The following is a 22973-nucleotide window of genomic DNA, read 5'->3' as shown; positions in this document are numbered from 1 at the left end:
CCCGCATGGACGCTAGCGGAGCTCCGGGCGGCGCCCGGCTCGTCGGCCTGCCCGCCTCCGTCCTCGCCGCGCGCGTGCGCGCGGGCGAGGTGTCCGCGGTCGAGGTGGTGCGGGCGCACCTGGCCCACCTCGCCGAGGTCGAGCCCCGGATCGGCGCGTTCCGCGTGGTCCGCGCCGAGGCGGCGCTGGCCGAGGCGGCGGCGGTCGACGCCGACCCGCGCCGGGCCACGCTGCCGCTGGCCGGTGTCCCGGTGGCGGTGAAGGACAACGTCGGCGTCGCCGGGGAGACGGTGACCGACGGCTGCTCCGCGGCGTCCCTGGCCGACGCCGACCACGAGGTCGTCGCCCGGCTGCGCGCCGCGGGCGCCGTCGTCGTCGGGATCACCCGGGTCCCCGAGCTGTGCCTCTACGCCGCCACCGACGGGCCGGGCACCGTCACCCGCAACCCCTGGGACACCGCGCTGTCCCCGGCCGGGAGCTCCGGCGGCAGCGCCGCCGCCGTCGCCGCCGGCGCGGTCCCGCTGGCGCACGGCAACGACGGGATGGGCTCGCTGCGGCTGCCGGCCGCCGCGTGCGGGCTGGTCACCCTCAAGCCCGGGCGCGGCGTGCTGCCCGGCGGCATCGGCGCCGACGACTGGTCGGGCATGGCCGTCAACGGTGTGCTGGCGACCACCGTCGAGGACGTCGCGCTGGGCACCGCGGTCCTGGCGGGGGAGGACCCCGGCCCGGACCGGTCGGCGCCCGACCCGGGGCGGCCGCTGCGGATCGCCGTGGGCCGGCGCTCCCCGCTGCCGTGGGCCCGTCCCGACGCCGCCGCCCGGGGGGCGGTCGAGCGGACGGCGCGGCTGCTGCGCGGCGCCGGGCACGTCGTCGTCGAGCGCGCCCCGGTGGTCCCGTGGGGAGCCGCCTTCGGCGCGACCGCCCGCTGGCTGGCCGGCGCGGAGGACGACGCCGCGGCGCTCGGGCTGGACCGGGCGGCGCTGCAGCCGCGCAGCCGCACCCACGCCCGGCTCGGCCGGCTGGCCCGCCGGGCCGGCCTCGTCCGGCCGGCGACCGCCGAGCGGTTCCGGGAGCGGACGGCGGCGTTCTTCGCGGACGGCGACCTCGACGTGCTGCTGACCCCGATCACCAACGGCCCGCCGCTGCCGGCGCGGCCGTGGCACGAGCGCGGGTTCCTGGCGAACTTCGACGCCAACAACCGGTGGGCCCCGTGGGCCTGGCCGTGGAACCTGGCCGGGGTCCCGGCGGTGGTGCTGCCCGTCGGGACGCGCGAGGAGGGGGTGCCGCTGGCGGTCCAGCTGGTGGGCCCCCCGGGTAGCGAGACGCGACTACTCTGGCTGGCCGGAGAGCTGGAGCGACGCGCGCCCTGGCGCCGTCACGCCCCGGTGTTCGACCCCGCCGGAGCGCCGTCCCCGGCTCCCGTCTGAGCACCCCCACCGGCGGCAACGTCGCCGTCGTCACGGATTGCGCGCGGGCAGTGACGGCGTTGTCCGTATCGACATCTCGACACACCCTCCGCGGCCCGGCGAGACCGGCCGGCCCGGCTGACCGACAGGGATCACTTTGGACCGTCTCGTCGTCCGCGGCGCCCGTGAGCACAACCTCAAGGACGTCCACATCGACCTGCCCCGCGACGCCCTGATCGTCTTCACCGGGCTGTCCGGGTCGGGCAAGTCGAGCCTGGCCTTCGACACGATCTTCGCCGAGGGCCAGCGGCGCTACGTCGAGTCGCTGTCGGCCTACGCCCGCCAGTTCCTCGGCCAGATGGACAAGCCCGACGTCGACTTCATCGAGGGCCTGTCGCCCGCGGTGTCGATCGACCAGAAGTCGACCAACCGCAACCCGCGGTCGACCGTCGGCACCATCACCGAGGTCTACGACTACCTGCGGCTGCTCTACGCCCGCGCCGGCCAGCCGCACTGCCCCAACTGCGGCAAGCCGATCGCCCGGCAGACGCCCCAGCAGATCGTCGACCAGGTGCTCGCCATGGAGGAGGGCACCCGCTTCCAGGTGCTCGCCCCGGTCGTGCGGGCGCGCAAGGGCGAGTACGTCGACCTGTTCAGCTCGCTGCAGACGCAGGGCTTCTCCCGCGTCCGGGTCGACGGCGTGGTGCACCCGCTGACCGAGCCGCCGAAGCTCAAGAAGCAGGAGAAGCACACGATCGAGGTGATCGTCGACCGGCTGACGGTGAAGGAGAGCGCCAAGCGCCGCCTCACCGACTCGGTCGAGACCGCGCTCGGCCTCGCCGGCGGCCTCGTCGTCCTCGACTTCGTCGACCTGCCCGAGGACGACCCGGAGCGCGAGCGGACCTTCTCCGAGCACCTGGCCTGCGTCGACGACGGCCTGTCGTTCGAGGCGCTCGAGCCGCGCTCGTTCTCGTTCAACTCGCCGTTCGGCGCCTGCCCGGAGTGCACCGGCATCGGGACGCGCAAGGAGGTCGACCCCGACCTCGTCGTCCCCGACCCGGAGAAGAGCCTGGCGCAGGGCGCGATCGCCCCGTGGGCCGGCTCGATGAGCAACGAGTACTTCCAGCGGCTGCTGTCCGGGCTGGCCGACCAGCTCGGCTTCTCCATGGACACCCCGTGGGAAGGGCTCCCGGCCAAGGTGCAGAAGGCCGTCCTGCACGGCTCCCCGGACCAGGTGCACGTCCGCTACAGGAACCGCTACGGCCGCGAGCGCAGCTACTACGCCGCGTTCGAGGGCGTGCTGCCGTTCCTCGAGCGCCGGCACGAGGACACCGACAGCGACTACATGCGGGACAAGTACGAGGGCTACATGCGCGACGTGCCCTGTCCCGTCTGCCACGGCACCCGGCTCAAGCCGGAGATCCTCGCGGTCAAGCTCAACGGCCGCTCGATCGCCGAGGTGACCGGCCTGTCGATCGGCGAGGCCTCCGACTGGCTGGGCGCCCTGGAGCTGGGCGAGCGGGAGCGGGCGATCGCCGACCGCGTGCTCAGGGAGATCCAGGCACGGCTGTCGTTCCTGGTCGACGTCGGCCTGGACTACCTGTCCCTCGACCGGCCGGCGGCGACGCTGGCCGGTGGCGAGGCGCAGCGGATCCGGCTGGCCACGCAGATCGGCTCCGGCCTGGTGGGCGTCCTGTACGTGCTCGACGAGCCGTCGATCGGGCTGCACCAGCGGGACAACACCCGGCTGATCGAGACGCTGGTCCGGCTGCGCGACATGGGCAACACGCTCATCGTCGTCGAGCACGACGAGGACACGATCAAGACCGCCGACTGGGTGGTCGACATCGGCCCGGGCGCCGGCGAGCACGGCGGCGAGGTGATCGTCAGCGGCACCGTCGAGGAGCTGCTCGCCAGCGAGGAGTCGCTGACCGGGCAGTACCTGTCGGGCCGCAAGGAGATCACCGTGCCGAAGGTGCGGCGGCAGCCGCAGCCCGGTCGCGAGCTGGTGGTCAAGGGCGCCCGGGAGCACAACCTCAAGGGCGTCGACGTCACGTTCCCGCTGGGCATGCTGGTGGGCGTCACCGGGGTGTCCGGCTCGGGCAAGTCCAGCCTGGTGAACGACATCCTCTACACGGTCCTGGCCAACGAGCTGAACCGGGCGCGGATGGTGCCGGGCCGGCACCGGACGGTCACCGGGCTCGAGCACCTGGACAAGGTGGTGCACGTCGACCAGTCGCCGATCGGGCGGACCCCGCGGTCCAACCCGGCCACGTACACCGGCGTGTGGGACCAGGTCCGCAAGCTGTTCGCGCAGACGTCGGAGGCGAAGATCCGCGGCTACCAGCCGGGGCGGTTCTCCTTCAACGTCAAGGGCGGACGCTGCGAGGCGTGCTCCGGCGACGGCACCCTCAAGATCGAGATGAACTTCCTGCCGGACGTCTACGTCCCGTGCGAGGTGTGCAAGGGCGCCCGGTTCAACCGGGAGACGCTCGAGGTGCACTACAAGGGCAAGACGGTCGCCGAGGTCCTCGACATGCCGATCGAGGAGGCCGCGGACTTCTTCGCCGCGATCCCGTCGATCTCGCGGTACCTGCGCACGCTGACCGACGTCGGCCTGGGCTACGTGCGGCTCGGCCAGCCGGCGACGACGCTGTCCGGCGGCGAGGCGCAGCGGGTCAAGCTGGCCAGCGAGCTGCAGAAGCGGTCCAACGGCCGCAGCGTGTACGTCCTCGACGAGCCGACCACCGGCCTGCACTTCGAGGACATCCGCAAGCTGCTGCAGGTGCTGCAGGGCCTGGTCGAGAAGGGCAACTCGGTCATCGTCATCGAGCACAACCTCGACGTGATCAAGAGCGCCGACTGGCTGATCGACATGGGGCCCGAGGGCGGGTTCCGCGGCGGCACGGTCGTGGCCGAGGGGCCGCCGGAGTTCGTCGCGTCGGTGCCTGAGTCGCACACCGGCCGGTACCTGGTGCCGCTGCTGGACGCCGCCGCGATCGAGGCGGCGGCCGCCGGTCCGAAGAAGCGGGCCACGCGCAAGCGCGCGAGCTGAGCAGGACCGGGTGCGCGTCGGGGACGTGCGGGTCGACGCCGTCGCGGACGGGACGTTCGTCGCCCGCCGGAGCTACTTCGGCGGGGACGTCCCGCCCGGCGCGCACCCGGAGCTCTTCGACCGGGACGGCGCGGCCTGGCTGCCGATCGGCTGCTTCGTCGTCCGCGCCGGCGGCCGGGTCGTGCTGGTCGACGCCGGGATGGGGCCGGAGGCGCAGGCGCTGCCGGACCGGATGCTGCTCGTCGGCGGCCAGCTGCCGACCGGCCTGCGGGCGCTGGGCGTGCACCCGGACGACGTGACCGACGTCGTGTGCACGCACCTGCACGCCGACCACGTCGGCTGGCTGTTCGGGCTCGACGGCGAGCCGGTGTTCCCCGGCGCGACGATCTGGTTCGGCGCCGCCGACGGCGCCCACTTCGTCGACGGGCCGGGGGATATGGCCGCGCACGTCCGCACCGGCTTCCGCCGCTGGGCCGGGACCGCGCGGCTGCGCCCGCTCGGCGAGCACGCCACCGTCACGCCCGGGGTCGACGCCGTGCTGACACCGGGGCACACGCCGGGGCACCTGGCCGTGTCGGTCACCTCCGGCGGGGAGCGCCTGGTGCTGCTCGGCGACGCCATCACCTGCCCGGTGCAGCTGGCCGAGCCGGGCTGGCGGTCGATGAGCGACGTCGACGCCGCCCTCGCCGACCGCACCCGCCGGCGGCTGTGGCGGGAGCTGGGGGAGGAGGGGACGTCCGGCGTGGGCGCCCACTTCCCGCAGCTGGCGCGTGGCCGGGTGACCCGCGCGGGCCGGCGCTGGGAGCAGGCGGACTGACGCCGGTCGCGCCGCGCCTCAGCGGCGTCCGCGCCGGGCGAGGAGGCCGGCGGCCAGGACGGCCGTGAGCCCGAGGGTCACGAGGGCGGCCCCTGCCCGGGCCGGCGCGCCGCCGTCGTCGGCGGTGGACGCCGTGTCGCTGCGGGTGGGCTCCCCCGCGGTGGGTACCGGGGTGCTCCCGGCCGGCCGCAGCGGGGACGGCGACGGCGCGGGTGCGTGGTAGAAGACGAAGGCGCCGCGCTGCCGGTGGCCGTCGTCGGAGACCGCCGACCAGGTGACGGCGTGCCGGCCGGCTGCGGTGAGGGCGACGGGTGCGGCCATCACGGCGCCGTCCAGCACCACCGGGCCGGCGCCGACGGGCGCGCCGTCCGGCCCGGTGACCGCGACCTCGCCGCCCGCGGGCCGGGCCGCGAAGGTCAGGACGACCGCCTGCGGGGTCGTCATCACGGTGCTGTCGGCCACCGGCTCGGTGGCGAGCAGCAGCGGGTGCGCCGACGCGGTGCCGGGCGCGGCCAGCGCGAGGCCGAGGACCAGCAGCGCCGTGAGGAGCAGGTGCGGCGGTGTCGTGGGTCCGCGGACGGTCGGCACGAGGGCCTCGGGGCGTCGCTACGTCCAGCGTCGGATGAAGTCGATCGTGGCGCGGTCGACCTCGGCGGGGTGCGAGGCGCTCAGGAAGTGCCGGCCGCCGTCGACGACGCGCAGCTCGGCACCAGCGCTGTTCGTGAAGAGCGCGATCTCCTGCTCGGCATTCGCGACGGAGTACACCGGGTCCTCGGTGCCGTGCATCCACAGGACCGGGCACCGCACGTCGTCCAGGCGGCCGTGCAGGCCGTCGCGGTCGCGCAGGTTGATGCTGGAGAGCCGGAGACGGCGGCGGCCGTCGTCCCCGCTGTAGTTCTGCTGGTGCGTCCCGCGCCAGAACGAGCGCTCGGCCGGTGACACGTCCTCGCCGAGCCCCTCGGCGAGGACGGCGTCGACCAGTTCCACCGGGATGACCCAGTCGTCGCCGACCTCCTCGGCGAGCGCGTCGATGGCCGGGGTGCAGAAGGCGACGCCGTCCCAGCAGCCCAGGTCGCGGCTGCGCGGGCTCTCGTGGTCCATCGAGGTGCCCAGGGGGACGATGCCCTTCACGACGCGTGGCGCCAGCACGGCCATCCGGGCTGCCACCCACCCGCCCTGGGACGTGCCCAGGACGAAGGCCTCGGGGATGCCGAGCGCGTCGAGGACCTGCAGGTCGGCGATGGCCGAGTCCCAGTAGGTGAACTGCTCGTACGAGGCGCGGGTGCGGCCGTGGCCGTAGGGCTCGAGCGCGAGCAGGTTGGCGGTGGCGGCGAGTTCCTCGTCGGCGAACTGGGGCCGGTAGAGGTCGGCGGACGTGCTGAAGGAGTTGACCAGGACCAGCGTCGGGAGCAAGGGGTCGTAGGGCCGGCCGAACCGGTAGCCGATGGCCGAGGTGCCGAGGTGGGGCACCGTGATCGTCCCCGTGTCCGCCATGGTCGCTCCCGTCGCTCGGGCCGGCGCACGGCAGGTCGGCCATGCAGGGCGTGCGCCGTCATCGTGTCCGCGGGCTCCGGGACCGGTCAACGCTCCGGGTCGCGTCCGCGCCTCGCCCCGGGTCCCGCCTCAGTAGGGCGGCGGGGCGGTCGTCGCGGTGAGGCCGGGGGGCGTGGTGACGGTCAGGGTGCCGTCGGGGGTCAGGTGGTGCCGCCAGCCGGGGGCCTGGTGCTTGCCGCGGTGGTGGCCGGCGCAGTAGCCGGCCGGCGGCCCGGACGACAGGCCCGACCGCTCCGGCGCCACGGGCACCGGAGCGGTCAGCACGTCGTCCACGTGTTCGCTCGCACGTTCGACGAGGCGACCGAACAAGACGCCGAGCAGGGGAAGTGCCGGAACGGTAACGAGACGCCGCCGTCCGAGACGCGGCCGGATGTGATCCGGGGCACCCTGGGGGTGTGATTACTGACCGAACAGTCAGTGCGGTCGGCACGAGCCTCCTCTGCGGCCGGCCGCGGTCCTGCTGGCCCCCACGGATGAGCCCGGGCGGGGAGGCGGGGCTCGTGCACGCCGTCGAGGTGCACCGCAGCGCAGAGGAGCTGACGGGGGAGAACGAGGTCGCGCTCTGCGGGGCGATCGTGCAGGTGCTCGACGCGCCCTGGGCGGGCGCTCCCGACCGGTGCCCGCAGTGCCGCGAGCTCACGGCCTGACGCAGCAGCACGGCCCTGCCGGGGGTCACCCTCCGCGGGAGTGACGTGCCGCCGTCACGCCGCAGGAACCCGTTCCGACCCTGCGATGCTGCCCGGGTGAGCCGGGCCAGCGAGGACTCGAACCGGCGGATGCTGCGCGCGCGGGACGAGATGGACCGCTCCTACGGGGAGCCGCTGGACGTCCCGGCGCTCGCCCGCGTCGCGCACGTCTCCGAGGCGCACTTCATCCGCACCTTCAAGGAGACCTTCGGCGAGACGCCGCACCGGTACCTGCAGCGCCGCCGGGTGGAGCGGGCGATGTTCCTGCTGCGCAGCACCGACCGCACGGTCACCGACATCTGCATGGCCGTCGGCTTCTCCAGTCTCGGCACGTTCAGCCGGGTCTTCGCCGACGTCGTGGGCGAGCCGCCGAGCGCCTACCGGAGGCGCGGGCCGCTGGCGCCGGTGCCCTCCTGCTTCGGCATGCGCTGGCTGCGCCCCAGCCAGAAGCCGGGCCGGGAGTCGGACGGCGAGACGGGCGAGAAGACAGCAGTTCCGGAGAAGCCCGCCGCCGGCGCCCGCCCCTAGCGTCGTCGGCATGTTGACCTCCATCTCGATCACCTCCCTCTACGTCCTCGACCAGGACCAGGCGCTGGACTTCTACGTCGGCAAGCTGGGCTTCGAGGTCCAGACCGACCAGCAGTTCGGGCCGATGCGCTTCCTCACCGTCGTCCTGCCCAGCGACCCCGGCCACGCGGTGCTGCTGGAGCGGCCCGCCCCGCCGTCGGTGAGCCCGGAGATCGCCGACACGGTGCGCGACCTGGTCACCAAGGGCGCCGGCGGCGGCCACCTGTTCCTCACCACCGACGACGCGCACAAGACGCACGCCGCGCTCAAGGAGAAGGGCGTCGACCTGCCGGAGGAGCCCGTGGTGCAGCCCTACGGCATCGACTTCGGCTTCCGCGACCCGTTCGGGAACTCCGTCCGCATCGCGCAGATGACGCCGCCGCCGTCGGCGTGACCCCCGCCGGCCGGGCCCGGCAGGACCGCGTCGCGGTCCCCGGCCCGGCCGCCAGGGTGTCGTCGGGGCCCCGCGGTGGCCGGGGAGGCACGCCGGGTCTAGCGTCCCGCGTGACCGCCGTCACACCTGGGGGTTGTCCGTGCCGCTCAGCCGGAGGTCGTTCCTCGCCGGGGCGCTGGCCGCCCCGGCCCTGGCGACCGCGGCCGGGGCGCTCACCGGGTGCGCCGGCACGGTCGTCCAGCCCGGCGACCTCTCCCGGCTGCGGGTCATGGCCCCGGCCAGTCCCGGCGGCGGGTGGGACACCACCGCGCGCGTCTTCCAGCGGGTCGTCCAGACCAGCGGCCTGGCCCGCAACGTGCAGGTCTTCAACGTCGAGGGCGCCGGCGGCACGATCGGCCTCGGCCAGCTCGCCCGGGAGACCGACGACGCGCTGCTGATGATGATGGGCCTGGTCATGGTCGGCGCCGTCGACACCAACGACTCCGCCACCCGGCTCTCCGACGTCACCCCGATCGCCCGGCTCATCGGCGAGACCGAGCTGATCGTCGCCCCGGCCGAGGCGCCGTACACCGACATCGGCGGCTTCGTGGAGGCGTGGGCCGCCGACCCGGCCGGCACCCCGATCGCCGGCGGCTCCGCCGGCGGCACCGACCAGATCCTCGCCGGGCTGCTCGCCGAGGCCGCCGGCATCGACCCCGCGCAGGTCAACTACATCGCCTACTCCGGCGGTGGGGAGTCCCTCGCCGCGCTGCTCGGCAACCAGGTCGCCGCCGGCATCTCCGGCCCCACCGACTACGGCGAGCAGGTCCGCACCGGCGACCTCGTCGGCCTCGCGGTGTCCACGGCCGAGCGCTCGGAGCAGGTGCCCGACGTCCCGACCCTCGTCGAGTCCGGCTTCGACGTCGAGGTCTCCAACTGGCGCGGTCTCATGGCCCGGCCGGGGATGTCGGCGGAGGCGCGCGAGGACCTCACGCAGCTCGTCGTCGACGTCCACGACACCCCCGAGTGGGCCGAGGCGGTCGAGACCAACGGCTGGGACGACCTGCTGCTCGCCGGCGACGAGTACGGCGACTTCCTGGCCGACGAGGAGGAGCGGGTGCGCGCGATCCTCGAGCAGATCGGGCTCGTGCAGTGAGCGGCGGGTCGCCGGACCCGGACGTGTCGACCGCCGACGCGACCGGCACGCACGACGCCGCGGAGTCGCGGCACCCCGCCCCGCCACCGACGGGCGTCAGCCGCGGCGAGCTGGCCATGGTGGTCCTGCTCGGCGCGCTCGGGCTCTACCTCGTCCTCGACGCCGCGAACATCGCCGTCCCCGGCTCGGCGAACACCATCGGCCCGCGGTTCTTCCCCTACCTGGTCGGCGGGGTGGTCCTGGCCACCGCGCTGGCGCTGGGCTTCCGCGTGCTCCAGGGGGACCGCGGGCCCTCCGACGAGAGCGAGGACGTCGACCCCGACGCCCCGACGTCGTGGTCCGCGGTCGGCATCATCGCCGTCGCGTTCCTCGGCCACGCGCTGCTCATCAACGTCATCGGCTGGCCGCTGGCGGTCACGCTGATGTTCGCGCTCGTCGCCTGGGCCCTCGGCGCCCGCGGCATCGTGCGGCCGCTGCTGGCCGGCGGGGTGCTCTCGGTCGTCGTCTGGATCGTGTTCGTCAAGGGCCTCGGCGTCGCGCTGCCCGGCGGCACCCTCCTCGAGCTGGCGACGGGCTGGTTCTGATGGGCGCGCTGGCGGACCTGGCGAGCGGCTTCGCCGACGCGCTCACCCCGGTCAACCTGCTGTTCGCGCTGCTCGGCGTGCTGCTCGGCACCGCCGTCGGCGTGCTCCCGGGCATCGGCCCGGCGATGACCGTCGCGCTGCTGCTGCCGGTCACCTACGCGCTGGAGCCGACGACGGCGTTCATCATGTTCGCCGGCATCTACTACGGCGGCATGTACGGCGGGTCGACGACGTCGATCCTGCTCAACACCCCCGGCGAGTCCAGCTCGATCATGACCGCGCTCGAGGGCAACCGGATGGCCAAGGCCGGCCGTGGCGCGGCGGCGCTGGCCACCGCGGCGATCGGGTCGTTCGTCGCCGGCACGATCGCCACGCTGCTGCTGGCGCTGGTCGCGCCGACCGTCGTCGACCTGGCCATCGGCATCACCCCGGCCGACTACTTCGCCCTCGCCGTCCTGGCCTTCGTCGCGGTCGCCACCGTGCTCGGCGCCTCGCCGCTGCGCGGGCTGGCCTCCCTCGGCGTCGGCCTCTACCTCGGGCTGGTCGGCACCGACGTGCTCACCGGGCAGGAGCGGTTCACCCTCGGCGTCCCGCAGCTGGCCGACGGCGTCGACGTCGTCGTGGTGGCGGTCGCGCTGTTCGCCGTCGGGGAGGCGCTGTACGTCGCCTCCCGGCTGCGCCGCGGGCCGGTGCAGGTGATGGCCGCCTCCGGGCCCTGGCTCACCCGCCGCGACCTCCGCCGCTCGGTCGGCCCGTGGCTGCGCGGGACGGCGCTGGGCTTCCCCCTGGGCGCGCTGCCCGCCGGCGGCGCGGAGATCCCCACGTTCCTGTCCTACGCCGCCGAGCGGAAGCTCACGAAGCACCCGGAGGACTTCGGCCGCGGGGCGATCGAGGGCGTCGCCGGGCCGGAGGCGGCCAACAACGCCGCGGCGGCCGGCGTCCTCGTCCCGCTGCTCACCCTCGGCCTGCCCACCTCGGCCACCGCGGCGATCATCCTGGCCGCCTTCCAGGGCTACGGCATCCAGCCCGGCCCGACGCTGCTGTCCACCGAGTCCTCGCTGGTCTGGACGCTGATCGCCGCACTGCTCGTCGGCAACGTCATGCTGCTGGTGCTCAACCTGCCGCTGGCCCGGGTGTGGGTGCAGCTGCTGCGCGTCCCGCGGCCCTACCTCTACGCCGGGATCCTGCTGTTCGCCTCGCTGGGCTGCTACGCGGTCAACGCCGACCCGCTGGACCTGGTCCTGCTGCTGGTCCTCGGCCTGCTGGGCTTCGCGATGCGCCGGTACGGCTGGCCGGTCGCGCCCGCGGTCATCGGGCTGATCCTCGGCCCGGTCGCCGAGACCAACCTCCGGCGCGCGCTGGCGATCAGCAGCGGCGACCTCGGCGTGCTGGTCGAGACCTGGTTCAGCCGGGTCGTGCTGTTCCTGGCGCTGCTCGCGCTCGTGCTGCCGGTGGTGCTGCGGGCGGTGCGCGGCCGCCGCTCCACGCCGGAGGAGCTGCAGGCGGGGGAGGGGCTGCGCCACCACGAGCAGGGCCACCACGAACCCGTGGGCGCCGGCCCCGACCGGGAGGAGGAGCGGTGAGTCGGCAACCGGTGGTCGTCGTCGGGCACGTGCCCACCCCGCGCGGGCAGGCCGCGCTCGAGCACGCGCTGGCCGAGGCGCACCGCCGCGGCGCCCGGCTCGTCGTGGTCAACAGCAGCCGCGGCGACGCGCTGGTCGACGAGGAGTACCTCCAGGGTGCCCCGCTGCGCCGGCTGCAGGACGAGCTCACCGTCTCCGGCCTGCCCGTCGAGCTGCGCCAGCCGATCGGCCGCGACGTCGCCGAGGAGCTCGCCGACACCGTCTCCGAGACCGGCGCCGACCTGCTGGTCATCGGCCTGCGCCGGCGCAGCGCCGTCGGGAAGCTGCTCATGGGCAGCGCGGCGCAGCGGATCCTGCTCACCGTCGACTGCCCGATCCTCGCCGTGAAGGGGCCGCCCGCGGCGACGGCTTGAACGCCGGGCGTCACTGCGCTTATCGTCCGTGTGACGGACGTCACGCCGTCGGACGGTGTGACGGGGTCCCCGACCGAGGAGTCGCCCATGAGCGCGCTCACGCCCGACTGCGATCCCGACCTGGCGCACTGCGGTCAGCCCCGGCCCAGTGACGGGATCCGCTCCACGCTGGTGCTCGTCGCGCTCGTGACCGTCGCGGCCCTCGCCGTCACCGGCGAGGCCGTCCCCGGTGCGGTCGCGGTCGTCGCCGGCGGTGTCGGGCTGGTCGCGGCGCTCCTGCTGGGCGCCCGCGCCGTCCGCCTGGGCCGGCGCGCCGTCGCGGCGGTGCACCTGCCCGCGCTGCACCGCTCCCGCCCGGCCGGCTGACCACCCCGCGCGGCCCGCCGCGCGGACCGGCAGGCTGACCTCCGACGACGACGTCCGAGGAGGCCAGCCCCATGACCCTGCCCGCCGACCCCACCCTCGTCCCCGCCGCCGACGGCGCGCGGCTGGCCGAGCGCCGCTGGACCCCCGACGGCGAGGTGCGCGCGGTCGTGCAGGTCGTGCACGGGCTCTCCGAGCACGCCGGCCGCTACGCCCGCCTGGCCGCCGCGCTCACCGCCCACGGGTTCGCCGTCGCCGCGCAGGACCAGCGCGGCCACGGCCGGACGGCGGAGTCCACCGGCCCCGGCCGGTTCGGCGACCCTGCCGCCGGACACGCTGCGGGGAGCGACGCCGTCCTCGACGACGTCCGCGAGCTCGGCCGCCGGCTGGCCGCCGACCACCCCGGCGTCCCCTACGTCCTGCTCGGCCACTCGCTGGGCTCGGCGGTCGCGCTGGCCTCGGCCGAGCGGGACGGCGACGGGCTGGCCGGGCTGGTGCTGTCCGGGCCGATCGGCGTGGCGCCCCACCTCGCCGCGACGGCCGAACAGCTCGAGGCCGCGGTCGCCGGCGGGTCGGGCGACGAGCCGATGGAGGCGCTCGCCGCCTTCAACGCGCCGTTCGAGCCGGCCCGCACGCCCTACGACTGGCTGACCCGCGACCCGGCCGAGGTGGACGCGTACCTCGCCGACCCGCTGTGCGGCGACGACGTCCCGCCCACCCACCGCTACGGCGCGGGCATGTTCGCCCTCGTCGCCCGCGCCGCGACCCCCGAGGCCGTCGCCGGGCTGCCGGACGGCCTGCCGGTGCTGCTGCTGTCGGGGCAGCGGGACCCGGTCGGCGGCGAGGACGCCGCCCAGGTGACCGCCCTCGCCGGCCTGCTGCGCGACCGCGGCCTGCCCGTCGACCAGCGCGTCTACCCCGACGCCCGCCACGAGGTGTTCAACGAGACCAACCGCGACGAGGTGACCGCCGACCTGCTCGCCTGGCTGGAGTCGCGGGTGGGCTGAACCACACCGATGTGGTTCCCCGCGACCGAGGGTGAGCAGACCGTCGGCCGCGCCACCTACTGTGGGTGCGTGCCCGACCCGTCCACGTACCGCCCGGCGGTCGGCTCCATCCCCGAGTCGCCGGGGGTCTACAAGTTCCGCGACCCCACGGGCCGCGTCGTCTACGTCGGCAAGGCCAAGAGCCTGCGCCAGCGACTGAACAGCTACTTCGCCGACGTCGCGGGCCTGCACCCGCGCACCCGGCAGATGGTCACGACCGCGGCCAGCGTCGAGTGGACCGTCGTCGGCACCGAGGTCGAGGCCCTCCAGCTCGAGTACAACTGGATCAAGGAGTTCGACCCGCGGTTCAACGTCCGGTACCGCGACGACAAGAGCTACCCGTCGCTGGCCGTGACCCTCAACGAGGAGTACCCCCGGCTGCAGGTGATGCGCGGGCCGAAGAAGAAGGGCGTCCGCTACTTCGGTCCCTACGCGCACGCCTGGGCCATCCGCGAGACCCTCGACACCCTCACCCGCGTCTTCCCGGCCCGCACCTGCTCCAACGGCGTCTTCAAGCGCGCCGGGCAGATCGGCCGGCCCTGCCTGCTCGGCTACATCGGCAAGTGCGCCGCGCCCTGCGTGGGCCGGGTCAGCGCCGAGGAGCACCGGGCGATCGTCGACGACTTCTGCGACTTCATGGCCGGCCGCACCGACCTCATGGTCAAGCGCCTCGAGCGCGAGATGGCCGCGGCCGCCGAGGCGATGGAGTACGAGAAGGCCGCCCGGCTGCGCGACGACCTCGGCGCGCTGCGGCGGGCGATGGAGAAGCAGGCCGTCGTCCTCGGGGACGGCACCGACGCCGACGTCGTCGCGTTCGCGCAGGACGAGCTCGAGGCCGCCGTCCAGGTCTTCCACGTCCGCGGCGGCCGGGTGCGCGGCCAGCGCGGCTGGATCATCGACAAGGTCGAGGAGGTCACCACCGGCGAGCTGGTGGAGCAGTTCCTCCTGCAGGTCTACGGCGGCGTCGACGAGCAGACCGGGTCCTTCGAGGCGGGCGAGTCGGTGCCCAAGGAGGTGCTCGTCCCCGAGCTGCCCGCCGACGCCGACGTCTACGAGGAGCTGCTCAGCGAGCTGCGCGGGTCGAGGGTGTCGCTGCGCGTGCCGCAGCGCGGAGACAAGCGCAGCCTGCTGGAGACCGTCGAGCGCAACGCCAAGGAGGCCTTCGCCCGGCACCGGGTCAAGCGCTCCAGCGACCTCACCGCCCGCTCCCTGGCGCTGGCGGAGCTGCAGGAGGCGCTCGAGCTGCCCGAGGCGCCGCTGCGCATCGAGTGCATCGACATCAGCCACGTGCAGCAGACCAACGTCGTCGCCTCGATGGTGGTGTTCGAGGACGGGCTGGCGAAGAAGTCCGACTACCGGCGCTTCGCCGTGCACGAGGGCACCGACGACACCGCGGCGATGGCCGAGGTGGTCCGCCGCCGCTTCGCCCGGCACCTCAAGGAGGAGGCCGACCGGCGCGACGAGCAGGGCGTCGCCGCGGAGGAGGGCCGGCCGCGCCGGTTCGCCTACCCGCCGAACCTGCTGGTCGTCGACGGCGGTGCCCCGCAGGTGGCCGCGGCGGCGCGGTCGCTGGACGAGCTGGGCATCGTCGACGTCGCCGTCTGCGGGCTGGCCAAGCGCATGGAGGAGGTGTGGCTGCCCGGGGAGAGCGACCCGGTGATCCTGCCGCGCACCTCCGAGGCGCTGTACCTGCTGCAGCGGGTGCGGGACGAGGCCCACCGGTTCGCCATCACCTACCACCGGCAGAAGCGTTCGGTCAGCATGCTGGTCTCCCTGTTGGACGACGTCCCCGGTCTCGGGGAGACGCGGCGGAAGGCGCTGATGAAGCAGTTCGGGTCCCTCAAGCGGCTGCGTGCGGCCACGGTGGAGGAACTCACGGCCGTCCCCGGCATCGGCCGCCGGACGGCGGAGGCGGTCATGGCCGCCGTCGCCGAGCCCGCCGCCGACCGTCCCGCGGAGGAGGACGCGGCCGCGGAGACCGGCACGGAGACCGGCGCGGAGACCGGCGCGGAGACCGGCACGGGGACCGTCGTGGAGAGCACCACGGCACCCAGCGGGCCGGCGGAGCGGGGCACCCCCCGCACCGGGGCCGGGGAGACCGCCGAGGTCGGCCGGGTCGCCTCGTGAGCGCCGGGCAGGACGCGGGGACGGCGCCGGTGCCGTCCCCGGAGGGCCAGCACGGGCCGCACGCCGACGTCCTCGCCGGGTTGGACCCGGCGAGCACCGAGACCCCGCCGGTCGAGGTCGTCGTCGTCACCGGGCTGTCCGGCGCGGGCAAGAACACCGCCGGCCGGGTGCTCGAGGACCTCGGCTGGTACGTCGTGGAGAACCTGCCCCCGGCGCTGCTGCTGCCGATGGTGGAGCTCGGCGCCCGCGGCGACGTGCGCCGCTTCGCCGCCGTCGTCGACGTCCGCAGCCGGGCCTTCTCCAGCGACCTGCAGGAGGCCATCCGGGTGCTCGCCGAGGCCGGCCACCGCCCCCGGGTGGTGTTCGTGCACGCCCGCGACGAGGTGCTGGTGCGCCGCTACGAGTCCAACCGGCGGGAGCACCCGCTGCAGGGCTCCGGGCGCCCCCTCGACGGCATCACCGCCGAGCGGACGCTGCTGACCGGCATCGCCGGCGAGGCCGACCTGTGGGTGGACACCAGCGACCTCAACGTGCACCAGCTGCGCGCCACGCTGGAGAACGCCTTCGCCCGCGAGGGCCGCACGCCGCCGCTGACGGCGACCGTGCTCAGCTTCGGCTTCAAGTACGGGCTGCCGCTGGACGCCGACCTCGTCGTCGACGCCCGGTTCCTGCCCAACCCGCACTGGCTGCCCGAGCTGCGCCCGCACTCCGGGCAGGACGCCGACGTCCGCGACTACGTGCTCGGCCAGGCCGACGCCGGGCCGTTCCTCGACCGGTACACCGAGGTCCTGCGGCTGCTCATCCCCGGTTACCGGCGGGAGGGCAAGCGCTATCTGACGCTGGCGGTCGGCTGCACCGGCGGCAAGCACCGCAGCGTCGCCATCGCCGAGGAGTTCGCCCGCCGGTTGCGCGCCGAGGGCACCGACGCGGTCGCGCGCCACCGCGACCTGGGCCGCGAGTAGTGGGCACCCCACCCCGGGGCGCCGCGCTGCGGGTCGTCGCCCTCGGCGGCGGTCACGGGCTCGCAGCGGCGCTGGGCGCCTGGCGGCGGATCGCGTCCGACCTCACCGCCGTCGTCACGGTGGCCGACGACGGCGGCTCGTCCGGCCGCATCCGCCGGGAGATGCCGGTGCTGCCGCCCGGTGACCTGCGGATGGCGCTGGCCGCGCTGGCCGGCGAGGACCACGGCCGGCAGGAGATGGCCCGGCTGCTGCAGCACCGCCTCGGCGGTACCGGCGTGCTGGCCGGGCACCCCGTCGGCAACCTGCTGCTCACCGGGCTGGTCGAGCTGCACGGCGGCGACACCGTCCGCGCCCTCGACGCGGTCTGCGAGCTGGTCGGCGCGTGCGGCCGGGTGCTGCCGATGGCCGACGTGCCGCTGGACCTCGTCGCCCGGGTGGAGACGATCGACCCCGACGACCCCGCGCGCACCCGCACCATCCGCGGGCAGGTCGCCATCGCGTCCACCCCGGGGCGGGTGCGCGACATCCTCGTCTCGCCGCCGGACCCGCCGGTGCACCCCGACGTCCTCGACGCGATCGCCACGGCCGACGTCGTGTCGCTGGGCCCCGGCTCCTGGTACACCTCGGTGCTGCCGCACCTGCTGGTGCCGCGGCTGCGCGCCGCGCTGGCCGCCACCCGCGCCCGGGTGGTCGTCGTCCTCAACCTGGAGCCGCAGCCGGGGGAGACCGACGGCTTCTCGCCGGAGGAGCACCTGCGCGTGCTGCAGGCGCACCTGGGCGGTGTGGCGCTGCACACCGTGGTCGCGGATGCGGAATCGGTGGTTGACCGCTGTGGTCTCCTGTCAGCGGTGCGCGAGTGTGGCGCCGAGCTGGTCCTGGCTCCGGTCGCCGCGCCCGACGGATCACCGCGCCACGACCCCGCGCGGCTGGCGGCCGCGCTGAGCTCGGTGGTCGGGGCGCGGTGAGCGGGAACGGTCCCAGCCGGAGCACCGGGAGCGGGGGTGCCCGGACGGTACGAGGGGGAGAGGTGACGCCGAGGATGGCGCCGCAGCAGAGCAGGGGGTGGTCGTCGTGGCGATGACGGCCATGGTCAAGGACGAGCTGTCGCGGGTGGAGTGCACGCGCACCTCCGAGCGCAAGGCCGAGGTGACGGCGCTGCTGCGCTTCTCCGGCGGCCTGCACATCGTGGGCGGCCGGGTGGTCATCGAGGCCGAGCTGGACACGGGCTCGGTCGCGCGCCGGCTACGCCGGGACATCAGCGAGGTCTACGGCTACACGAGCGGGGTCAGCGTGCTGGCCGGCGGCAACATCCGCCGCGGCGTGCGCTACCTCGTCCGGATCGCCAAGCACGGCGAGGGCCTGGCCCGCCAGACCGGGCTGGTCGACCAGCGCGGGCGTCCGGTGCGCGGCCTGCCGCCGTCGGTGGTCTCCGGCAGCATCAACGACGCCGAGGCCGCCTGGCGGGGTGCCTTCCTCGCGCACGGCTCGCTCACCGAGCCCGGCCGCTCCTCCTCGCTCGAGGTGACCTGCCCCGGGCCGGAGGCGGCCATGGCCCTGGTCGGCGCGGCCCGCCGGCTGGGCATCGCCGCCAAGGCCCGCGAGGTCCGCGGCGCCGACCGGGTCGTCGTCCGCGACGGCGACGCGATCAGCGCGCTGCTCACCCGCATGGGCGCCCACGACGCGGTCCTGGCCTGGGAGGAGCGGCGGATGCGCCGCGAGGTCCGGGCCACCGCCAACCGGCTGGCCAACTTCGACGACGCCAACCTGCGCCGCTCGGCCCGCGCCGCGGTCGCGGCCAGCGCGCGCGTCGAGCGGGCGCTGGAGATCCTCGCGGGCGACGCGCCCGAGCACCTGCTCGTCGCCGGCCGGCTGCGCCTGGAGCACGGCCAGGCGTCGCTGGAGGAGCTCGGCCAGCGCGCCGACCCGCCGATGACCAAGGACGCCGTCGCGGGCCGCATACGGCGTCTCCTGGCGATGGCCGACAAGCGGGCCAAGGACCTCGGCATCCCCGACACGGAGTCGGTGGTCACCGAGGACATGCTGGCCCAGTAGTCGAAGGACCCCTGCCCCCCACCGCTCGCAGGCTCGCGGCGGGGCCCTGCAGGGGGCCGTTCCAGCACGTCACCATCCGGGGCGCCCTCCGCTCACGCGGGGGGCGCCCCGTCGTCGTCACCCCCGGGGGTGAGCGCCCGGCCGGGCCGCTGTACCCCGCGCCTGGAGCCGCCGATGGCGCGGGGGAGAGGCGGCCGTTCCGGCCCGCCCCGGTGCGGAGCGGAGGCGGCATGACCGCGGGGAACTGGGCCGTCGTCTTCGGCTGTGCCGCGCTGGTCGCCGTCGGCACCGCCGTCCTGGCGTGGCAACGGCGGCGGCGGACCCCCGCGGCCACCGCGCTCGCGGTCACCATGGCCGGCGTCGCCACCTGGTCGGCCGCCGACGGGGTGGTCTACCTGGCCGGCAGCGAGCCGGTGCAGCGCGTCTACGTCCCGCTGCTCATGGCCGCCGTCGGGCTGGTGGTCGTGGGCACCTGGGTGCTGGCCCGCACCGTCGCCGACCCCTCGTGGCGGCTCTCGCCGCGCGCCGCGGCGCTGCTGGCGGTCGAGCCCGTCCTGCTGGTCCTGACCGGGGCGCTGCCGGCCACCCGCGACCTGGTGATGACCGACATGGTCACCGGCACCGCCGGCGCCGAGTCCCGGGTGACGTTCGGGCCGCTGTTCCTGGCCCACACCGCCTACTCCTACGCGCTGATCGGCGTGGCCTACGCCGTCCTCGCCCGCCGCTGGCTGCGCGTCGCCGGCGTCTTCCGCCGCCAGATCGGCATCCTGCTCGGCTCGGCGTGCCTGTCCACGGTCGGCAACGTGGTCGCCGTGGGCGGCCAGCTCGACGGGCACGGCACCGACGTCACCCCGCTGTTCTTCCTGCTCACCGGGCTGCTCGACTGCTGGGCCATCTTCCGCGGCGGCCTGCTGCGGCTGGTCCCGGTCGCCCGCGAGCAGGTCGTGGAGACCGTCCCCGACGCCGTGCTGGTCGTCGACCCCGACGGCGTCCTCATCGACTGCAACCCCGCCGCCACCCGGATGCTGCGGGAGCTGCGCCCCGAGCTCGACGGCGACCTGGTCGGCCGGCCCCTCCACGACGTCGCCGGCCCCCGGGCGGTCGGGGTGCTGCTCAGCACCGAGCGCCGCGACGGCCACCGCGTCGCCGAGGTCCGGCCCGGCGTGTGGCTGGACGTGCGCGACTCCGCCGTCGCCGATCCCCGCGGCCGCGCGCTGGGGCGCATCCTCGTCGTCCGCGACGTGAGCGAGCAGCAGCGGCGGCAGCTCGCCGTCGAGCGGCTCAACCGGCAGCTGGCCGAGCAGGTCGAGGTCATCGAGCGGCTGCGCGCGGTCCTCGCCGAGGAGGCCGTCCGCGACCCGCTCACCGGCCTGCACAACCGCCGGCACCTCGACCGCGCCCTGGAGGCCGACCTGGCCCGCCGGCCGCGCACCGGGCAGCTGTCGCTGCTCGTCGTCGACGTCGACCACTTCAAGGCCGTCAACGACCGCTTCGGGCACGCCTCCGGCGACCGGGTGCTCCTCGGCGTCGCCGGGACGCTCGCCGCCGCCGTCCGCGAGGGCGACACGGCCGCGCGGCTGGGCGGCGAGGAGTTCGTCGTGGTCCTGCCCGGCGCCGGGCGGGAGCAGGCGCTGGCCCGCGCCGAGCAGGTCCGCCGCGAGGTCGCCGCCACCCGCCACCTGCTCGACGGCGAGGACGTCGGCGTCACCGTGAGCGTCGGCGTCGCCGTCTGCCCGGCCGACGGCACCTCGGCGGCCGCGCTGCTCGAGGCCGCCGACCGCGCCCTCTACACCGCCAAGGCGACCGGCCGCGACCGCGTGGTCGCCGCCGTGCCGGCCGCTGTGCCGGCCGCCGGCCCGGTGCTGCCCGTGCCGGCCCCGCCCGGCGACCTCCCGGAGCTCGTGGCCGGGGCCTGACCTCACCCGGACGGGCCCCGCCCGGGTGCCGATAGGGTCGTCGCCGATCGAGGCCGCGCGCCGTGCGGCCGACCGGGGCGACGGGCGTCGCCGGGACACATGGAGGTCAGTCGTGACCGTACGCGTGGGCATCAACGGGTTCGGCCGGATCGGGCGCAACTTCTGGCGCGCCGCCGCGGCCAGCGGCAAGGACATCGAGATCGTGGCGGTCAACGACCTGACCAGCCCCGAGGTCTTGGCCCACCTGCTCAAGTACGACAGCATCCTGGGGGTGCTGGGCGAGGACGTCGCCGCCTCCGACGGCGGCATCGACATCGCCGGCAAGACGATGAAGGTCCTGTCCGAGCGCGACCCGGCCGCGCTGCCGTGGGGCGACCTGGGCGTCGACGTCGTCGTCGAGTCCACCGGCTTCTTCACCAAGGCCGACGACGCCCGCAAGCACGTGGACAAGGGCGGCGCGAAGAAGGTCGTCATCTCCGCGCCGGCCACCGGCGACGACCTGACCATCGTCATGGGCGTCAACCACGACAGGTACGACGGCACCCAGACGATCATCAGCAACGCGTCCTGCACCACGAACTGCCTGGCCCCGCTGGCCAAGGTGCTCAACGACGCCTTCGGCATCGAGCGCGGCCTGATGACGACGATCCACGCCTACACCGCCGACCAGAACCTGCAGGACGGCCCGCACAAGGACCTGCGCCGCGCCCGCGCCGCCGCGCTCAACATGGTCCCCACCTCGACCGGCGCCGCGAAGGCGATCGGCCTGGTGCTGCCGGAGCTGCAGGGCAAGCTCGACGGCTACGCCGTCCGCGTCCCGGTGCCCACCGGCTCGGCCACCGACCTCACCGTCCAGCTGACCCGCGAGGCCTCGGCCGACGACATCGACGCCGCCTACCGCGAGGCCGCCGAGTCCGGCCCGCTGGCCGGGATCCTCAAGTACACGTCGGCGCCGATCGTCTCCTCCGACATCGTCACCGACCCGGCCTCGTGCATCTACGACGCCAAGCTGACCAAGGTCTTCGGCCCGATGGCCAAGGTCCTCGGCTGGTACGACAACGAGTGGGGCTACTCCAACCGGCTGGTCGACTCCGTCGAGCTCGTCGGCAACTCGCTCTGATGCGGTCCCTCGACGACCTGCTCGCCGAGGGGGTGTCGGGCCGGCGCGTGCTGCTGCGCGCCGACCTGAACGTCCCCCTCGACAAGCAGACCGGGGCCATCACCGACGACGGCCGGATCCGGGCGAGCCTGCCGACGATCGCGGCGCTGCGCGACGCCGGCGCCCGCGTCGTCGTCGCGGCGCACCTGGGCCGGCCCAAGGGCGCGCCCGACCCTCAGTACTCGCTGGCCCCGGTCGCCGCGCGGCTCGGTGAGCTGCTCGGCGCCGAGGTCCCGCTGGCCGCCGACGTCGCCGGCGACGACGCCCGCGCCAGGGCCGACGCGCTCGGCGACGGCGACGTCCTGCTGCTGGAGAACGTCCGCTTCGAGGCCGCCGAGACCAGCAAGGACGACGCCGAGCGCGGCGGGCTGGCCGACCGGCTCGCCGCGCTGGCCGACGTCTACGTCGACGACGCGTTCGGCGCCGTGCACCGCAAGCACGCCTCGGTGTTCGACGTCGCGCAGCGGCTGCCGCACGTGGCCGGCCGGCTGGTGGCCACCGAGCTCGACGTGCTGCAGCGGCTGACCACCGACCCCGACCGGCCCTACGTCGTGGTGCTCGGCGGCTCGAAGGTCAGCGACAAGCTCGCCGTCATCGAGGCGCTGCTGCCCAAGGTGGACCGGCTGCTGGTCGGCGGCGGGATGTGCTTCACCTTCCTCGCCGCGCAGGGCCACGGCGTCGGCAAGTCCCTGCTCGAGGCCGACCAGGTCGACACCTGCCGCCGGCTGCTGGCCGAGGCGGGGGAGCGGATCGTGCTGCCGCTCGACGTCGTCGTCGCGCCGGAGTTCAGCGCCGACGTGGACACCGCCGTCGTCCCCGCCGAGCAGATCCCCGACGGGCAGATGGGCCTCGACGTCGGCCCGCGCACCGTCGAGGCGTTCGGCCGCGAGCTGGCCGGCGCCCGCACGGTGTTCTGGAACGGCCCGATGGGCGTGTTCGAGCTCGCGCCCTTCCAGGCCGGCACCCGCGGCGTGGCCGAGGCCGTGGCCGCCGTCGACGGGCTGTCGGTGGTCGGCGGCGGCGACTCCGCGGCCGCGGTCCGCCGGCTCGGCCTCGACGAGGCCGCCTACGGGCACGTCAGCACCGGCGGCGGCGCGTCGCTGGAGTACCTCGAGGGCCGGGAGCTGCCGGGCCTCGCGGTGCTCGCGGACTGA

At 75.2% G+C, this 22973-nt stretch carries 22 protein-coding genes; 19 read left to right on the top strand and 3 right to left on the bottom strand.

Features of this window, described 5'->3' with window-relative positions; all coding sequences use genetic code 11:
* The first annotated feature begins 5 nt into the window (after positions 1-5).
* The 3 genes from ACI79B_RS21455 to ACI79B_RS21445 all read left to right on the top strand — a co-directional run bounded on the left by ACI79B_RS21455 (position 6) and on the right by ACI79B_RS21445 (position 5278).
* Positions 6-1427 carry an amidase gene (locus ACI79B_RS21455; RefSeq protein ID WP_456929809.1) on the top strand — a complete coding sequence of 474 codons (1422 nt, stop codon included), beginning with the start codon at positions 6-8 and terminating at the stop codon, positions 1425-1427.
* A gap of 136 nt (positions 1428-1563) precedes the next feature.
* Positions 1564-4461 (top strand): excinuclease ABC subunit UvrA, encoded by a 2898-nt coding sequence (uvrA, locus tag ACI79B_RS21450; RefSeq protein ID WP_456929808.1) that lies wholly within the window; start codon positions 1564-1566, stop codon positions 4459-4461.
* A gap of 10 nt (positions 4462-4471) precedes the next feature.
* On the top strand, positions 4472-5278 hold the full coding sequence (locus ACI79B_RS21445) for an MBL fold metallo-hydrolase (RefSeq protein WP_456929807.1): 807 nt from the start codon (positions 4472-4474) through the stop codon (positions 5276-5278).
* Positions 5279-5296: 18 nt separating this feature from the next.
* On the opposite strand, the gene ACI79B_RS21440 is transcribed toward ACI79B_RS21445, so the two are convergent.
* The 3 genes from ACI79B_RS21440 to ACI79B_RS21430 all read right to left on the bottom strand — a co-directional run bounded on the left by ACI79B_RS21440 (position 5297) and on the right by ACI79B_RS21430 (position 7105).
* Positions 5297-5866, bottom strand: a complete 570-nt coding sequence (locus tag ACI79B_RS21440) for a copper resistance CopC family protein (protein WP_456929806.1) — start codon at positions 5864-5866, stop codon at positions 5297-5299.
* Between the two features lie 18 nt (positions 5867-5884).
* Positions 5885-6772: an alpha/beta fold hydrolase gene (locus tag ACI79B_RS21435; RefSeq protein ID WP_456929805.1), complete on the bottom strand. Its 888-nt coding sequence runs from the start codon at positions 6770-6772 to the stop codon at positions 5885-5887.
* A gap of 129 nt (positions 6773-6901) precedes the next feature.
* Positions 6902-7105: a hypothetical protein gene (locus ACI79B_RS21430; protein WP_456929804.1), complete on the bottom strand. Its 204-nt coding sequence runs from the start codon at positions 7103-7105 to the stop codon at positions 6902-6904.
* 200 nt (positions 7106-7305) lie between these two features.
* Here ACI79B_RS21430 and ACI79B_RS21425 point away from each other — a divergent pair, with 200 nt between their 5' ends.
* The 16 genes from ACI79B_RS21425 (at position 7306) to ACI79B_RS21350 (ending at position 22973) form a co-directional block, all read left to right on the top strand.
* Positions 7306-7479 carry a hypothetical protein gene (locus ACI79B_RS21425; protein WP_457000244.1) on the top strand — a complete coding sequence of 58 codons (174 nt, stop codon included), beginning with the start codon at positions 7306-7308 and terminating at the stop codon, positions 7477-7479.
* Between the two features lie 96 nt (positions 7480-7575).
* A complete protein-coding gene (locus ACI79B_RS21420; protein ID WP_456929802.1) occupies positions 7576-8046 on the top strand; it encodes a helix-turn-helix domain-containing protein in 471 nt (156 codons plus the stop codon).
* A gap of 10 nt (positions 8047-8056) precedes the next feature.
* On the top strand, positions 8057-8479 hold the full coding sequence (locus tag ACI79B_RS21415) for a VOC family protein (protein ID WP_387993008.1): 423 nt from the start codon (positions 8057-8059) through the stop codon (positions 8477-8479).
* A 139-nt stretch (positions 8480-8618) separates the two neighbouring features.
* Positions 8619-9614 (top strand): Bug family tripartite tricarboxylate transporter substrate binding protein, encoded by a 996-nt coding sequence (locus ACI79B_RS21410; protein ID WP_456929801.1) that lies wholly within the window; start codon positions 8619-8621, stop codon positions 9612-9614.
* A 23-nt stretch (positions 9615-9637) separates the two neighbouring features.
* Entirely contained in the window at positions 9638-10198 is a 561-nt protein-coding gene (locus ACI79B_RS21405; protein ID WP_456929800.1) for a tripartite tricarboxylate transporter TctB family protein, read from the top strand.
* Complete coding sequence (locus tag ACI79B_RS21400; protein WP_456929799.1) at positions 10198-11781, top strand: tripartite tricarboxylate transporter permease; 1584 nt, start codon at positions 10198-10200, stop codon at positions 11779-11781. The genes ACI79B_RS21405 and ACI79B_RS21400 overlap by 1 nt, the downstream gene beginning before the upstream one ends.
* Positions 11778-12194 carry a universal stress protein gene (locus tag ACI79B_RS21395; RefSeq protein WP_456929798.1) on the top strand — a complete coding sequence of 139 codons (417 nt, stop codon included), beginning with the start codon at positions 11778-11780 and terminating at the stop codon, positions 12192-12194. Before ACI79B_RS21400 ends, ACI79B_RS21395 begins: the two co-directional genes overlap by 4 nt.
* 87 nt (positions 12195-12281) lie before the next feature.
* Positions 12282-12560 (top strand): hypothetical protein, encoded by a 279-nt coding sequence (locus ACI79B_RS21390; protein ID WP_456929797.1) that lies wholly within the window; start codon positions 12282-12284, stop codon positions 12558-12560.
* Between the two features lie 71 nt (positions 12561-12631).
* Positions 12632-13564: an alpha/beta fold hydrolase gene (locus tag ACI79B_RS21385; protein WP_456929796.1), complete on the top strand. Its 933-nt coding sequence runs from the start codon at positions 12632-12634 to the stop codon at positions 13562-13564.
* A 69-nt stretch (positions 13565-13633) separates the two neighbouring features.
* Complete coding sequence (uvrC, locus tag ACI79B_RS21380) at positions 13634-15730, top strand: excinuclease ABC subunit UvrC (protein ID WP_456929795.1); 2097 nt, start codon at positions 13634-13636, stop codon at positions 15728-15730.
* A complete protein-coding gene (gene rapZ / locus ACI79B_RS21375) occupies positions 15727-16692 on the top strand; it encodes an RNase adapter RapZ (protein ID WP_456929794.1) in 966 nt (321 codons plus the stop codon). The genes uvrC and rapZ overlap by 4 nt, the downstream gene beginning before the upstream one ends.
* The gene (locus ACI79B_RS21370) at positions 16692-17657 is read left to right on the top strand and encodes a gluconeogenesis factor YvcK family protein (protein WP_456929793.1); all 966 of its coding nucleotides are present in this window, start codon (positions 16692-16694) and stop codon (positions 17655-17657) included. The genes rapZ and ACI79B_RS21370 overlap by 1 nt, the downstream gene beginning before the upstream one ends.
* A 112-nt stretch (positions 17658-17769) precedes the next feature.
* Positions 17770-18744 (top strand): DNA-binding protein WhiA, encoded by a 975-nt coding sequence (whiA, locus tag ACI79B_RS21365; RefSeq protein WP_425454189.1) that lies wholly within the window; start codon positions 17770-17772, stop codon positions 18742-18744.
* Between the two features lie 230 nt (positions 18745-18974).
* Positions 18975-20660 (top strand): diguanylate cyclase, encoded by a 1686-nt coding sequence (locus ACI79B_RS21360; protein ID WP_456929792.1) that lies wholly within the window; start codon positions 18975-18977, stop codon positions 20658-20660.
* Positions 20661-20772: 112 nt separating this feature from the next.
* Positions 20773-21780 carry a type I glyceraldehyde-3-phosphate dehydrogenase gene (gene gap / locus ACI79B_RS21355; protein WP_456929791.1) on the top strand — a complete coding sequence of 336 codons (1008 nt, stop codon included), beginning with the start codon at positions 20773-20775 and terminating at the stop codon, positions 21778-21780.
* Entirely contained in the window at positions 21780-22973 is a 1194-nt protein-coding gene (locus ACI79B_RS21350; RefSeq protein WP_456929790.1) for a phosphoglycerate kinase, read from the top strand. The genes gap and ACI79B_RS21350 overlap by 1 nt, the downstream gene beginning before the upstream one ends.

The organism is Geodermatophilus sp. SYSU D00879, assembly GCF_054050375.1.
The sequence above is the reverse complement of the archived record's forward strand: the minus strand, read 5'-3'. Positions and strand labels throughout refer to the sequence as shown.

What these genes read in the sequence shown, in the direction of transcription:
- ACI79B_RS21435 (WP_456929805.1), bottom strand. Translation starts at nt 6,772, where the DNA reads ATGGCGGACACGGGGACGATCACGGTGCCCCACCTCGGCACCTCGGCC.
- ACI79B_RS21425 (WP_457000244.1), top strand. Translation starts at nt 7,306, where the DNA reads ATGAGCCCGGGCGGGGAGGCGGGGCTCGTGCACGCCGTCGAGGTGCAC.
- ACI79B_RS21415 (WP_387993008.1), top strand. Translation starts at nt 8,057, where the DNA reads ATGTTGACCTCCATCTCGATCACCTCCCTCTACGTCCTCGACCAGGAC.
- ACI79B_RS21350 (WP_456929790.1), top strand. Translation starts at nt 21,780, where the DNA reads ATGCGGTCCCTCGACGACCTGCTCGCCGAGGGGGTGTCGGGCCGGCGC.
- ACI79B_RS21455 (WP_456929809.1), top strand. Translation starts at nt 6, where the DNA reads ATGGACGCTAGCGGAGCTCCGGGCGGCGCCCGGCTCGTCGGCCTGCCC.
- ACI79B_RS21390 (WP_456929797.1), top strand. Translation starts at nt 12,282, where the DNA reads ATGAGCGCGCTCACGCCCGACTGCGATCCCGACCTGGCGCACTGCGGT.
- ACI79B_RS21385 (WP_456929796.1), top strand. Translation starts at nt 12,632, where the DNA reads ATGACCCTGCCCGCCGACCCCACCCTCGTCCCCGCCGCCGACGGCGCG.
- ACI79B_RS21360 (WP_456929792.1), top strand. Translation starts at nt 18,975, where the DNA reads ATGACCGCGGGGAACTGGGCCGTCGTCTTCGGCTGTGCCGCGCTGGTC.
- whiA (WP_425454189.1), top strand. Translation starts at nt 17,770, where the DNA reads ATGACGGCCATGGTCAAGGACGAGCTGTCGCGGGTGGAGTGCACGCGC.
- ACI79B_RS21400 (WP_456929799.1), top strand. Translation starts at nt 10,198, where the DNA reads ATGGGCGCGCTGGCGGACCTGGCGAGCGGCTTCGCCGACGCGCTCACC.